The sequence below is a fragment of the Cellulosimicrobium cellulans genome, assembly GCF_024124905.1.
GTDB lineage: Bacteria > Actinomycetota > Actinomycetes > Actinomycetales > Cellulomonadaceae > Cellulosimicrobium > Cellulosimicrobium cellulans_G.
In genome coordinates this window covers 485,137-498,492 of sequence record NZ_JAMXST010000005.1, presented here as the reverse complement: position 1 = coordinate 498,492, position 13,356 = coordinate 485,137, and the positions used below count along the sequence as shown (strand labels likewise).

The following is a 13,356-nucleotide window of genomic DNA, read 5'->3' as shown; positions in this document are numbered from 1 at the left end:
GCGGTGCGGCCTCACACTCGTGCGCAGGTGCTGCGCACCGCCGGGTCCTCTGTTCCCCGTACGTTCCTCGGTCCTCCGGGCCGGGTGCCGACGTAACACGACGGAGACGATCGGTGTCTACGCTGCCCCTGCCCGGCCCCCACCCGATCGGAGAACACCATGCGTACGACCCTGCGCAAGCTCCCCCTCGGCCTCGTCGCGCTCACCGCGACGAGCGCCCTCCTGCTCACCGCGTGCACCGACGCGTCCCAGACCGGGACGGACGGCAGCACCGCAGGATCCGACGAGACGTCGTCCGCGCCGTCGTTCGACCCCTCGACGATCGAGGTCGACGAGGCGGCCGCCGCGCTGCTGCCCGAGGACGTCGCGTCCGCGGGGACGCTCGTCGTCGCCTCGAACACGGAGTACGCGCCCGCCGAGTTCATCGACGCGGACGGCACGACCCCGATCGGGTTCGACATCGACGTCATCAAGGCCGTCGGCGCGACGCTCGGCCTCGACGTCGACGTCCAGTCGGCCGACTTCCCGGCGATCATCCCGGCGCTGGGCACCAAGTACGACGCCGGCATCTCCTCCTTCACGATCACGGAGGAGCGCATGCAGGAGGCCAACATGATCTCCTTCCTCAACGCGGGCTCCGCGTACGCGGTCGCGGCGGGCAACCCGGACGACATCGACCCGGCGAGCCTGTGCGGCCTGACCGTCGCCGTCCAGACCGGCACCATCCAGGACGAGGACATCGCCGTGCAGAGCCAGGCGTGCACCGACGCGGGCGAGGAGAAGATCGACATCCTCCAGTACGAGTCGCAGTCCGACGCCACGACGAACGTCGCGGGCGGCAAGGCGCAGGTCCTCTACGCCGACTCGCCGGTCATCGGCTACGCGGTCGAGCAGACCGGGGGCCAGCTCGAGCAGCTCGGCGACGTGTTCGACAGCGCGCCGCAGGGCGTCGTCGTCGCGAAGGACGACACCGAGCTCGCCGCCGCGATCCAGGCGGCGCTGCAGTCGCTCATGGACAGCGGCCAGCTCGTCGAGATCCTCGGGGCGTGGGGCAGCGGCGACGCCGCGCTCGACACCGCGGAGATCAACCCGTCCGTCGGCTGACGGCCCCCGTTCTGCTCTCAGCTCATCCCCAGCCCAGTCTCCGCCGTGTCGCGGGCGCCCGTGCGGCGCCCGCGACCGGCACACTGGACGCCTGCGCGGACGACGTCGTCCCCGCGGCCCGGCTCGTGCCCCGAGCCCCGACACCCCGAGGTGCACCATGACCGGTAGGACACCCGGCGGCGACGCCGCCGGCGCACCGGGCGACGACCCGGTCCCCGACCGCATCCACGCCCGACCCGTCCCGCGGCCCGGCCGGTGGATCTCCGCCGTCGTGCTGCTGGTCCTCGCCGCGATGGCCGCGAACGCCCTGCTGACGAACGAGAAGTTCCGCTGGGACGTCGTTTGGCTCTACTTCCGCGACGTGACGGTGGTGCGCGGCGTGGGCTGGACGCTCGTGCTGACGTTCTGCTCGATGGCGATCGCGATCGTGCTCGCCGTGCTGCTCGCGATCATGCGGCGGTCGGACAACCCCGTCATGAAGTCGGTGAGCTGGGGCTACATCTGGTTCTTCCGCGGCACCCCGATCTACACCCAGCTCGTCTTCTGGGGGCTGGTCTCGGTGCTCTACCCGCGCCTGAGCCTCGGCATCCCGTTCGGCCCCGAGTTCTTCGAGTTCCGCACGGCGGACCTGTTCACGGCGTTCGTGTGCGCGCTCATCGGGCTCTCGCTCAACGAGGCCGCGTACCTCGCCGAGATCGTGCGCGCGGGCCTCGGGTCCGTCGACCCGGGCCAGACCGAGGCCGCCAAGGCGCTCGGCATGAAGGACGGCAAGATCCTGCGGCGCATCGTGCTGCCGCAGGCCATGCGCGTCATCGTGCCCCCGACGGGCAACGAGACGATCTCCCTGCTCAAGACGACGTCGCTCGTGCTCGCCGTGCCGTTCACGCTCGACCTGCAGTACTCCACCAACGCCATCGGCAACCGGCTCTTCCTGCCGATCCCGCTGCTCATGGTCGCCGCGATCTGGTACCTGCTCATCACGAGCGTCCTCATGGTGGGCCAGCACTACATCGAGCGGTACTACGGCCGCGGGTTCGGCACGCAGACGGCGGCCCGACGCCGCGGGCGCGGGCCGGGAGGCGCGGGCGGCGGCCGCAGGAAGCCCAGCAAGCAGGACCTCATCGCCGCGTCCGGCACGACCAAGGACGACCCCTTCCTGGAGGTGACCCCGTGAGCGGGACGCACGACGCGGCATCCTCGGCGGCCGGCCGCGAGGCCGACCGGGCGCAGGCCGGCCCGAGCACGCCGATGGTGCAGGTCGAGGGCCTGCACAAGATGTTCGGCGACCTGCACGTGCTCCGGGGCGTGGACCTCGAGGTGCCGCGCGGCTCGGTGTGCGTCGTCCTGGGACCGTCGGGCTCGGGCAAGTCGACGCTCCTGCGCTGCGTCAACGAGCTCGAGGAGATCACGGGCGGGCGCGTCCGCGTCGACGGCGAGCTCATGGGCTACCGCGAGGTGACCAAGGACGGGCGAACCCGCCTGCACCGTCTGCACCCCAAGGTCGTGGCGCGCCAGCGCTCGCGGATCGGCATGGTGTTCCAGCGGTTCAACCTGTTCCCGCACATGACGGCGCTCGAGAACGTCGCGGAGGCGCCGGTGCAGGTGCACGGGCTCGCGAGGTCGGCGGCGCGCGCGCAGGCGACCGAGCTCCTGGCGCGGGTCGGTCTCGCCGACCGCGCCGACCACTACCCGGCGCAGCTCTCCGGCGGCCAGCAGCAGCGCGTGGCGATCGCGCGGGCGCTCGCGATGGAGCCCGAGCTCATGCTGTTCGACGAGCCGACGTCGGCGCTCGACCCCGAGCTCGTCGGCGAGGTGCTCGCCGTCATGCGCGACCTCGCGCGGTCCGGCATGACGATGATGGTCGTGACGCACGAGATCGGGTTCGCGCGCGAGGTCGCGGACACCGTCGTCTTCATGGACGAGGGCGTCATCGTCGAGCAGGGGACGCCCGAGCAGGTGCTCGGCGACCCGCAGCACGAGCGCACGCGGTCCTTCCTCGCGCACGTCCTGTAGGGGGCGTTCGCCCGAGGGGTGCCGGCCGCTGCCGCGAGATCGGCCCGAGCGTCCGAGATCGACCCTCGGTGGGTCGACGTGGTGACGTGGGGGTCGATCTCGCGTGCTCGGCTCAGCCCGCGCGACGGCGGCGCGGGAGCGCGGGGGCGTCGTGCGACGCGAGGAGCCGGGGGGAGAGGCCGGTGGGGCGCGCGACGGTGACCATCTCCCCGCTGAGCGCTCGGCCCAGGTGCACGAGCGGCAGCATGTTCTCGTGCTCGACCACGAGCGCGTCGTAGATCGGGGTCTCGCTGTCCTGGGCGTGGGCGAGGGTGTGGGAGGGAGATCGCGTCAGCACGCCTCCCACCTTCGGTGAACCTCGTGCGTTCCGCGACCGGAAGCGGTGACGTGTCCGTGAGGCGTTCGTGGAGACCTTCGTGGAGGACCGGCCACGGTGGGCCACCGGTGGCGGGACGTGGGGCGGCGCAGTTCAATGCTCCTGACGCGAGCCCGTCGCCGCGTCCGGGTCGTCCCCGGGAGGACCGCATGAGCCTCGCTCCGATCGTCCACGAGCTCCGCCTCGCGTGCCCCGTCGAGGTCGCGTTCGACACGTACGCCGACCGGATCGCGGAGTGGTGGCCGCCCGGGTTCACCGACGACGCCGGGACGTTCTCCGGGCTCGTCGTCGAGCCCGTCGTCGGCGGTCGCGTGGTCGCGTCCCACGGCGCCGACGAGCAGGTGTGGGGGCGCGTCACGCTCTGGGAACGGGCGGACCGCCTCGCGCACACGTTCACCCCGGGCCAGCCGCCCGGCCGGGCGTCGCTCGTCCGGCTCGACCTGCGGCCGAGCGCGAACGGGACCGCCGTGCGGTTCGAGCACGGCGGCTGGGCGCCCGGCAGCGAGCGGGTGCGGTCGCGCTTCACCGGGTGGCCGCGCATCCTCAGCCGCTACGCGCGCCTCGCCGAGCACCCCGACCCGGAGAAGTGAGCCCCGGGCTGGCGGGGGCCACCGCGCTCTCACCAGCCCCAGTCGCCCCAGTCCCACCCGCCGTCGTCGCCGTTGCCGTTGTTCCCGTTCCCGTTCCCGTTCCCGTTCCCGTTCCCGTTCCCGTTGCCGGGCGGGTCCTGCTGCTCGTCACGCTCGTCCTGCTGCTTCTGCCGGTCGTCGAGCTCCTGCGACCGCTTCGTCGCGTCCTCCTCCGCCTTCGCGACGGCCTCCTCGCGCTCCGTGAGCTGGGTCGTCGCCGCGTCGAGCTCGGCGCGCTGCGCCTCCAGGTCGGCCCGCTCCGACTCGAGCTGCTCGCGCTCGGCCGCGACCTCGCTCTGGACGCGCTGCGCCTCGGCCTTCTCGCGCTGCGCCTCGCCCTGCGCGGAGAGCGTCAGGCCGATGCCGACCAGCAGGCCGAGGGCGACGCCCGCGAGCCCGACGGCGGTCGGCACGAGCCACCGGCGGCCGCGGTCGGGGGCGGCGTCCTCGTCGTCGTCGGCGCCGGGGAGCGCGAGCGGACCGACGCCCGTGGTGGCCCGCGGTGCCGGGTTCGCCGTCGTGCGCACGGGTGGTGCGGCGGGGCCGGTGGGGGTCGGGCCGACGGGGACGACGCCGGAGCGCGCGGCCCCGGCCGAGACCGTCGGTGCGCCGGTGGTCGTCGGGCGGGCGGCCGGGTCGTCGAGCAGCGCGCCGAGCGCCGGGAGGATCATCGTCGAGCCGACGACCGGGTGGTCGTCGACGGCGGACGCCCCGACCGGGTCGAGCGTCGCCACGCGCGTCGCGTCGGCCCCGGGGTCCGCGGGGTGCGCGCCGACCGCCCCGGTCGTGCCGACCGCCGGCGTCGCGCCGGACGAGCGCTCGCGCAGCGACCGGCGCGTCGGCGTCCCGCCCCCCGAGGGCACGGGTGCAGGGTGCGACGCGCCCGCGGGCAGGGGCTCGGTCGTGCGGAGCACCGGCGCGTCCGGGAGGGGCACGGGGACCGGGGACCCCGAGGTCGTGGCGTCCTCCCAGAACACCCAGCCCGGGGGCGGGGCCGGCCAGGACGGGTCCGGGTGCCAGTCGGTCGTGGGGGTGAAGCCCTCGGGGACGGGCCACCCCGGGGGCGGCACGAACCGCACGGCCATGGGGTCCTCCTTCGGTAGCGTCCGGTGCACGGTCGACGGGGACGCGGGGTCTCGACGGGGCTCCGGCTTCGACGGGAACAGTAGGGGAGTCGTGGCCCCGGGCACGAATCGCACCGACCGTGGGCCGGGGGGCCCCCGCACGGGCCACGGACCGGTCGCGGACCGGAGCAGAGGTCGCGGCACCCCGGCGGGCGCCTCGGGCGTGCGGCGGGGACCGCCGCGTCGCGACGTGGGTGGCCGCTGGTAGAACGGACGCAGACCGGCGAGGCGGCCCAGCCCCCGCCCCGGCGGCGATCGTCCCCCGACCCGGAGGTGTGCGTGTTCCTCGTCGACGAGCCGGCGCTGCGGACCGTCGCGGCCGACCCCGGCCGGACCGCCACGAGCGGCGCGCCCGCGCGCGATCGCGTCCTCGTGCACTCGGCGAGCGACCTCGTCGTCGCCGCCGACTGCGAGTACCGGCTCCTGTGCCGGCTCGACGAGCAGCTCGGCCGTGCCCCGCGACCCGACGACGCGGAGGACGCGATGCTCGCGCGCACGGCGGCGCTCGGGGCGCGGCACGAGCACGAGGTCCTCGCGCGCTACGAGGCCGAGCACGGAGCGTTCGACCCGACGACGGGACGCGGCGTGGTGCGCCTCGAGCCGCCGCGCGGGGTCTCCTGGGACGAGCTCGTGGCGGCGCAGGCGCGCACGCTCGCCGCGCTCGAGGCCGGCGCCGACGTCGTGCACCAGGCGACGTTCTTCGACGGCTCCTTCCACGGGCGCGCCGACTTCCTCGTCCGGACCGGCACCGACGACGCGGGGGCGGCCCGCTACGCCGTCGTCGACACCAAGCTCGCGCGGCGCGCCAAGGTCCCCGCGCTGCTCCAGCTCGCCGCGTACGGCGACCAGCTCCAGGCCGCGGGCGTGCCTGTCGACCCCGACGTCTCGCTCGTGCTCGGCACGCGCGAGCGCACGTCGCACCGCCTCGCCGACCTCCTGCCCGTGTTCCGGGACCGCCGGGACCGTCTCGTCCGGCTCACCGCCGAGCACGTCGCGCGCGACGGCCGCGCACCCTGGGACGACCCTGCCGTCCGGGCGTGCGGGCGCTGCGCCGACTGCCGGGCGCAGATCGAGTCGCACCGCGACGTGCTGCTCGTGGGCGGGGTGTACGAGTCGCAGCGCGCACGGCTGCACGCGGCGGGGATCCGCACGATCGACGAGCTCGCCGCCGCGACCGACGAGACGCCGGTCCCCGAGGGCATGAGCCGGTCCACGTTCGCGACGGTGCGGCGCCAGGCCGCCCTCCAGCTCGGCACGGGGCCGTCCGACGGCACCGTCGTGTGGGCCGACGCGTCGGGGCCGCACGAGCTCTCGTGGCGCATCGACGACCCGGCGCCCGTGCTGGCGCTGCCCGCGCCGAGCCCCGGCGACGTCTTCTTCGACTTCGAGGGCGACCCGCTGTGGACGGACGAGGGCGGCACGAGCTGGGGCCTCGACTACCTGTTCGGCTGGGTCGAGCGTCCGGCCGCGCCCGAGGACCGGCCCGTCTTCCACGCGCTCTGGGCGCACGACCTCGCGGCGGAGCGCGACGCCCTCGTCGCGTTCGTCGACCACGTCAACGCGCGCCGCCGCACGTACCCGGACCTGCACGTCTACCACTACGCCGACTACGAGCGCGCGCACCTGCTCGCCATCGCCGCGCGGCACGGCGTGTACGAGGAGGAGGTCGACGACCTCCTGCGCGACGGCGTCCTCGTCGACCTGTACGCCGTCGTGCGCCAGGCGCTGCGCGTCTCCGACAAGTCCCGGTCGATCAAGAAGCTCGAGCCGCTCTACATGGGCGACGAGCTGCGCACCGGCGACGTGACCACCGCCGCGGCGTCGGTCGTCGCGTACGCGGAGTACACCGCCCTGCGTGAGGCCGGCCGCGACGACGAGGCGGACGAGCTGCTCCGCGGGATCGCGGACTACAACCGGTACGACTGCGTGTCGACGCTGCGCCTGGCGGACTGGTTGCGGCACGCCGTTCTCACCTCCGAGGTGGTTGCCTCGGGTGCGGGGTCGGGGGAGACGCGCGCCGTCTACCATCCGCATCCTCGTCCCTCGGATGCTCCCGCCAGGCCCGCCACGACGGCGCGCGTCTTCCCCGACCCCGCCCTGTCCGTCACCTCTCCCGGGGGCGAGATCGCGCCCGACAGGCGGGGTGGGGATCTGGCGGACGTCGAGCCGCGGGAGCGGGCGTCCGCGGTGGTGCTGGAGGAGGAGATCCGGGAGGTCGTGGGGGAGGACCGGGCCCGGCGGGGCGCCGACGAGCGGGCGCTCGCGCTGTACGGCGCGGCGGCAGGGTACTTCCGGCGCGAGGCGAAGCCGTTCTGGCACGAGCACTACTCCCGGCTCTCGCTCCCGGTGGACGAGTGGCTGGGGAGGCGCAACGCGTTCCTCGTCGAGGAGGCGGAGGTCGTCTCGGGCTGGGAGGTCGAGCCGGGGCGCCGGACGTGGTCGCGGCGCCTGGCGCTCGTGGGCAGGCTCCCCGAGGGCAGCGACCTGCGCGTCGGCGTCGCGCCGTACGTGCTCTACGACCCACCGCTGCCGCCGTGCGCCAAGACCGCCGCCGACGGCGTGCGCGGCTGGCTCACAGGCGCGTCGATCGTGGACGCGATGCGTCGCGCGACGGCCGCGGGCGACCGGGACGTGCTGGTCGTGCGCGAGCAGCTCCCGACAGGTGCCGAGCCGTTCGACGCGACCCCCGTCGCGCTCACCCCGTCGCCCGGCCCGAGCGCGAAGCGGCTCGAGGCGGCGGCGGAGGCCGCCGCCCGCACGGCGCTCCGGACGTGGCGGACGACGGGGACGCTCCCGCTCGACGCCGCGACCGACGTGCTCCTGCGGCGACGTCCACGGCTCGTGTCGGCGCCCGCCGCCCCCGCGGACGGTCTTCGTGCTCCGGAGGGCAGCGACGGCGCGCGCCTCCCGAAGGATGCGGACGGTGTGGTCGCGCCCGGGCTCCCGTCGGTCGTGGACGGCGACGTCGTCGCGGCGGTCACGGCCGCCGTCGAACGTCTCGACGACTCGTACCTCGCGGTCCAGGGCCCGCCCGGGACGGGCAAGACCTACGTCGGGTCGCGCGTCGTCGCACGGCTCGTCGCGCGAGGCTGGCGGGTCGGCGTCGTCGCACAGTCGCACGCCGTCGTCGAGAACATGCTGCGGGCGGTCGTGCTCGGGGCGGGCGTCCCGCGCGAGGTCGTCGCGAAGAAGATCGCGGCGGACGGGCCGTCGACGCGCGCCGTGTACGACGAGCTCGACGGCGCCCACCTCGCGGCGTTCGCGACGCAGCCGGGACCGCGCGTCGTCGGCGGGACCGCCTGGGACTTCGCGGCGGACCGGCTCCCCGCCGGCACGCTCGACCTGCTCGTCGTCGACGAGGCAGGTCAGCTCTCGCTCGCGACCACGGTCGCGGTGGCGCGCGCCGCGCGTCGGCTCCTCCTCCTGGGCGACCCGCAGCAGCTCCCGCAGGTGAGCCAGGGCCGGCACCCCGAGCCCGTCGACCGGTCCGCGCTCGGCTGGTTGGCCGACGGCCACGGCGTGCTGCCCCCGGGGCGCGGCTACTTCCTGCCGACGACCTGGCGCATGCACCCGCGCCTCGCGCAGGCCGTCTCGACCCTCGCGTACGAGGACCGTCTCCACGCGCACCCGTGCACCGCGGCCCGCGACCTCGACGGCGTCCCGCCCGGGATCGAGCAGGTGCTCGTGGAGCACGCGGGGAACTCGGTGCGCTCGCCCGAGGAGGCGGCCGAGGTCGTCCGGCAGGTGGAGCGGGTCCTCGGGCGGACGTGGACGACGACGGTCGACGGGGTCGAGGAGCGACGCCCGCTCGGGCAGGGGGACGTCCTGGTCGTCGCGGCCTACAACGCGCAGGTGTGGGCCGTGCGGGGCGCGCTGGAGGCGGCGGGGTACCCGGACGTCCAGGTGGGCACGGTCGACCGGTTCCAGGGCAAGGAGGCGCCGGTCGTCGTCGTGACGCTCGCTGCCTCCTCGGGCCGCGACGCCTCGCGCGGGCTCGGGTTCCTGCTGTCGCGGCACCGCGTCAACGTCGCGGTCTCGCGTGCGCAGTGGCGCGCCGTCGTCGTGCGGTCGCCCGGGCTCACCGACGCGCTGCCGCACTCACCGCGGGGCGTGGAAGAGCTCGGCGCGTTCCTGGGGCTGACCGGCTCCGCGCCTCTGGGCTGACCCGCCGTCGACCTGCCCCGCGCACCGGGGTGGGCCGACGGCGGCGCCGACACGGGTCCGGCCCCGGCATCGCGGGGGTCCCGGCCCCGGCATCGCGGGGGTCCCGGCCCCGGCATCGCGGGGGTTCCGGACCCGGCATCGCGGGGGTTCCGGCCCCGGCATCGCGGGGTCCCGGACCCGGTGTCACGGGGCGGAGCCTGCCGCGCGGGTCGGTCAGAACTCCCCGAAGCCGCCGAAGTCGTCGAAGCCGCCGCCGAAGTCGCCGCCGACGTCACCTCCACCGTCGTCGAGCCCGCCGCCCGCGGGGTCCCCGCCCGAGGCCTCGACGGCTCCGCCGTCGCCGCCCTCGCCCGCGCTGGGGTCCTCGGCGCCCTGCTCGGCCGCCGCGTCCTCCGCGACGGGCTGCGTCGGGTCGGCGAACGCGGGCCCGAAGAGGGCGTTCGCGACCGCCGAGCCGATGACGACGCCCGCGATCGTGCCGAGCAGGCTCGAGCCGACCATGGCGCCGAAGCCGGGTGCGCCCTGGCCACGGCCCGCGAACGTGCGCTCCAGGGTGCCGGGCTGGCGCATCTCGGCGCGCGTCGCCATCCGGGCGAGGTCCTGCGGCGCGTCGGACGTCGCGCGCTCCGACGCCGGCACCTGCTCACCGAGCTCGGCGAGGACCTGCCGCCGCTGCTCGGGCGTCAGACGCGCGAACGCCTCAGCGTGCGCCTGCTCGACCTGGTCCGGCGGCGCGGTGCGGAGCAGGTACCGGTAGCGGTCGATGGCGACCTGGTCGGGGGTGCGGGGTGCGGCCGCCCCGGGGCGCGCGTCCTGCGGGGCGCTCCCGTACGCAGGCTGGCCGGAGTACTGGGGCGGGTACTGCGTCGGGTGCTGCGCCGGTGAGCCGTAGGGGCCCGCCTGCGGGGCGCCGTGCGGGTCGCGCGGCTCGCGGCCGAGGAGCCGGTCCAGGAATCCCATGGGTCGTCCTCCGGGTGGGATGGCGCGGCGCCGTGCGCTCGCGCGGTGTCGTGGCCGGTGCGGCTCACTCCCGGACCAACGCGAAGCTGCGCCCCACGGTTCCGCCGGCCGCCGAACCCGGGGACGGGCGCCATCCGCGCCCTCCCGTACACCGCGACCCCGGGTTCGCGGGGGCGCGCTCTCCGCCGAGCCCGGGGTGACGCGTCATGTCGACCGTCGCGTGACCCGCAGCCACGGGTTCGGCACCTCGTCCGACGGACGGACGGGCCCGGACGCACGAGTGCCCCCGACCGGAGGGGTCGGGGGCACTCGGTGAACGATCGGTCGGCGCGACCCGTGAGGGTCGTCACCGGGGAGATCGGATCAGATCGCGCGGATGTTCTCCGCCTGCGGGCCCTTGGGGCCCTGCGTCACGTCGAACTCGACGCGCTGGTTCTCCTCCAGCGTGCGGAAGCCCTGCGACTGGATCGCGGAGTAGTGCGCGAACACGTCGGCCGAGCCGTCCTCGGGGGCGATGAAGCCGTAGCCCTTCTCGCTGTTGAACCACTTCACGGTTCCGGTAGCCATTGTTACTCCTTCAAGAGTGTGGAAACACCCCCCGCGGGCGCAGGGGAGTACATCACGGTGTTCGTCGTCAACTCTTGGGTAACAAGGTCCGCCGGGCGCCCGCCGGGTGGCGGTCACATCGACGCGAGGACAAGCGAGGCACTGCAATCTCGGGGTCAACCGTACAGGGTATGCCCCTTCTTGGCCATGGCTCGTCGCGCGGGTGTCGCGACGGCCGCACGAGGTCTTGACGCCGCAGGTCACGCCCCGAGCGCGGTCAGCTCCACCACGGGCACGACCCGCCGCCAGTCCGCCTCCCCCCGCTCGGCGGCGAGCGGTTCGGCCCACTCGAGGAGCACCGGCTCCAGCACGGCCCAGCCCCGCGCGTACCGGGCGGCGTACGCGCGCAGGAGGCGGGCGCCGTCGTCGGGCGGGAGGGTGCGGGCGGTGCTCCGCACGTGCCGACGTCGCCCCACCCACACGAGCACGCGCGGGTCCGCGACGACGTTGCGGTACCACTGCGAACGCGGCCCCAGCCCGGCGACGACGACCCACGACCCCGGCGCCGGTCGGTCGGTCACCTCGAGGACGACGTACCGGGCCTCGCCCGTGGACCGGCCGCGGTGCCCGAGCAGCAGGAGCCGTCCGCCGGCGAGGAAGCCGAGGCCGGAGCGGAAGAGAACGATCGGGGCCCGGACGAACCAGCGGGTGTGCAGGAGGCGCGACGCGAGGGTCATCGCTCCACCGTAGAGGGACGCCGAAAACGGCACATCCGTACCGTCCACGGAACGAAACGAGACCCTTACGTTACGAGTCGGTAACAACTCCCTGCGTCCCACGAAATCCGATCCGCCTACGTTCGCGTCACCCAGGAACGCGGAGGCGCCACCTCCCGCGGATTCGTGGGTCCGGAGCCCTCCGAGATGCCGCGGAGGGCTCCGGGCGACACGTCCGCGGGCCGGTTTCGTCCCCGGGTGACCTGTGTCACTATTCAGCACGCAATTCAGTGTTGAATTCAGCGATCGACCGCGGAGAGAAGCGGCGTGGCCGCCCTCCGCGGGGATCAGGACCACGGAGGTTGGCATGCATCGCACAGCACGACGGGCGAGCGGGGGTGCTGCTCTGCTCCTCGCGGCCACTCTCGTCCTCACCGCCTGCGGTCCCCAGTCCCAGGGCGGCGGAGACGACGAGACGACCGGGACGTCGACCGAGACCGACGACGGTGGCTCGGCCGACCTGAGCATCGTCCCGTCGGTCCAGATCGACATCGACGGCGCCGAGGTCGAGGCGACCGCGGCCGGCAACCCGGCCGACCCGGCCGGCGACGGCAGCGCCGAGTGCGCCGAGGGCACGTCGATCGCGATGGCGGGCGCCCTCACGGGTCCGAACGCCGCGCTCGGCCTCAACATCCTGTACGGGGCGAAGGTCGCGGTGGACGCGTTCAACGCGGCGAACCCCGGGTGCCAGGTGACCATCAAGGAGTTCGACACCGAGGGCGACCCGCAGAAGGCCACCCAGGTCGCGCCGCAGATCGTCGGCGACACCTCCGTGCTCGGCCTGCTCGGCCCGGCGTTCTCGGGCGAGACCGCCGCGACGGGCGACGTCTTCAACCAGGCGGGCCTGCTCTCGCTCACGGCGTCGGCCACGAACCCCGACCTGACGACGAACGGCTGGACGAACTTCTTCCGCGGCCTCGCCAACGACGCCGTCCAGGGGCCGTCGGTCGCCAAGTACCTCGTCAACACGAAGGAGTTCGGCAGCGTCTGCGTCGTCTCCGACAACTCGGACTACGGCATCGGCCTCGCCCAGCAGATCACCGAGGGCCTGGGCGACGCCGCGAACGAGGACTGCGCCGCCGAGGTCAAGACGGGTGACAAGGACTTCTCCGCGGCCGTCCAGATCATCTCGGGCGCGGACGCCGACGCGGTCTTCTACGCCGGCTACTACGCGGAGGCGGCGCCGTTCGTGCAGCAGCTGCGCGACGGCGGCGTCGAGATCCCGTTCGTCTCGGCGGACGGCACGAACGACCCGCAGTTCGTCTCGCAGGCGGGCGCGTCCTCGAAGGGCGCGATCCTCTCCTGCCCGTGCGGCCCCGCCCCGGAGGACTTCGCGGCGACGTACGAGGAGACGAACGGCCAGGCGCCGGGCGTGTACTCGGTCGAGGGCTACGACCTCGCGACGATCATGCTCACGGGCATCGCGTCCGGGGTGACGGACCGCGCCGGCCTGATCGACTACGTGGCGAACTACTCCGGTGAGGGCCTGGCCCGCACCTACGAGTGGGACGACACGGGCGAGCTCGCCTCCGCGCTCATCTGGATCTACGAGGTCCAGTAGTCCGACGACGACGGGCGCCCTGCCCCGGCGCCCCCGCACCGCGCGGGGGACGCCGGGCGGGGCGCCCGTCGTGGACCACGACCTCGTACACCAGAGAAAGAAT

The 13,356-nt window shown here is 74.6% G+C and carries 11 protein-coding genes; 6 read left to right on the top strand and 5 right to left on the bottom strand.

Features of this window, described 5'->3' with window-relative positions:
• The first annotated feature begins 159 nt into the window (after window positions 1-159).
• The 3 genes from NHH00_RS17400 to NHH00_RS17390 all read left to right on the top strand — a co-directional run bounded on the left by NHH00_RS17400 (window position 160) and on the right by NHH00_RS17390 (window position 3,117).
• The gene (locus tag NHH00_RS17400) at window positions 160-1,104 is read left to right on the top strand and encodes an ABC transporter substrate-binding protein (protein WP_253054602.1); all 945 of its coding nucleotides are present in this window, start codon (window positions 160-162) and stop codon (window positions 1,102-1,104) included.
• Between the two features lie 157 nt (window positions 1,105-1,261).
• The gene (locus NHH00_RS17395) at window positions 1,262-2,278 is read left to right on the top strand and encodes an amino acid ABC transporter permease (protein ID WP_253054600.1); all 1,017 of its coding nucleotides are present in this window, start codon (window positions 1,262-1,264) and stop codon (window positions 2,276-2,278) included.
• Window positions 2,279-2,352: 74 nt separating this feature from the next.
• Window positions 2,353-3,117 (top strand): amino acid ABC transporter ATP-binding protein, encoded by a 765-nt coding sequence (locus NHH00_RS17390; protein WP_253054946.1) that lies wholly within the window; start codon window positions 2,353-2,355, stop codon window positions 3,115-3,117.
• 112 nt (window positions 3,118-3,229) lie between these two features.
• Here NHH00_RS17390 and NHH00_RS17385 read toward each other — a convergent pair whose 3' ends face one another.
• Window positions 3,230-3,454 carry a hypothetical protein gene (locus NHH00_RS17385; protein ID WP_253054598.1) on the bottom strand — a complete coding sequence of 75 codons (225 nt, stop codon included), beginning with the start codon at window positions 3,452-3,454 and terminating at the stop codon, window positions 3,230-3,232.
• Window positions 3,455-3,642: 188 nt separating this feature from the next.
• Between NHH00_RS17385 and NHH00_RS17380 the strand changes: the two genes are divergently transcribed.
• Complete coding sequence (locus NHH00_RS17380) at window positions 3,643-4,083, top strand: SRPBCC domain-containing protein (RefSeq protein ID WP_253054596.1); 441 nt, start codon at window positions 3,643-3,645, stop codon at window positions 4,081-4,083.
• A gap of 29 nt (window positions 4,084-4,112) precedes the next feature.
• Here NHH00_RS17380 and NHH00_RS17375 read toward each other — a convergent pair whose 3' ends face one another.
• Window positions 4,113-5,207 (bottom strand): hypothetical protein, encoded by a 1,095-nt coding sequence (locus NHH00_RS17375; protein WP_253054593.1) that lies wholly within the window; start codon window positions 5,205-5,207, stop codon window positions 4,113-4,115.
• Between the two features lie 318 nt (window positions 5,208-5,525).
• On the opposite strand from NHH00_RS17375, the gene NHH00_RS17370 reads away from it, so the two are divergent.
• On the top strand, window positions 5,526-9,410 hold the full coding sequence (locus NHH00_RS17370) for a TM0106 family RecB-like putative nuclease (RefSeq protein WP_253054591.1): 3,885 nt from the start codon (window positions 5,526-5,528) through the stop codon (window positions 9,408-9,410).
• A gap of 213 nt (window positions 9,411-9,623) precedes the next feature.
• Here the strand turns inward: NHH00_RS17370 and NHH00_RS17365 are convergent, their stop codons facing one another.
• The 3 genes from NHH00_RS17365 to NHH00_RS17355 all read right to left on the bottom strand — a co-directional run bounded on the left by NHH00_RS17365 (window position 9,624) and on the right by NHH00_RS17355 (window position 11,653).
• The gene (locus tag NHH00_RS17365; RefSeq protein WP_253054589.1) at window positions 9,624-10,370 is read right to left on the bottom strand and encodes a hypothetical protein; all 747 of its coding nucleotides are present in this window, start codon (window positions 10,368-10,370) and stop codon (window positions 9,624-9,626) included.
• A gap of 363 nt (window positions 10,371-10,733) precedes the next feature.
• Window positions 10,734-10,937: a transcription antiterminator/RNA stability regulator CspE gene (cspE, locus tag NHH00_RS17360; protein ID WP_047231069.1), complete on the bottom strand. Its 204-nt coding sequence runs from the start codon at window positions 10,935-10,937 to the stop codon at window positions 10,734-10,736.
• A gap of 239 nt (window positions 10,938-11,176) precedes the next feature.
• The gene (locus NHH00_RS17355; protein WP_253054587.1) at window positions 11,177-11,653 is read right to left on the bottom strand and encodes a nitroreductase family deazaflavin-dependent oxidoreductase; all 477 of its coding nucleotides are present in this window, start codon (window positions 11,651-11,653) and stop codon (window positions 11,177-11,179) included.
• Between the two features lie 346 nt (window positions 11,654-11,999).
• On the opposite strand from NHH00_RS17355, the gene NHH00_RS17350 reads away from it, so the two are divergent.
• Window positions 12,000-13,253 carry a branched-chain amino acid ABC transporter substrate-binding protein gene (locus NHH00_RS17350; RefSeq protein ID WP_253054585.1) on the top strand — a complete coding sequence of 418 codons (1,254 nt, stop codon included), beginning with the start codon at window positions 12,000-12,002 and terminating at the stop codon, window positions 13,251-13,253.
• Window positions 13,254-13,356 lie beyond the last annotated feature (103 nt).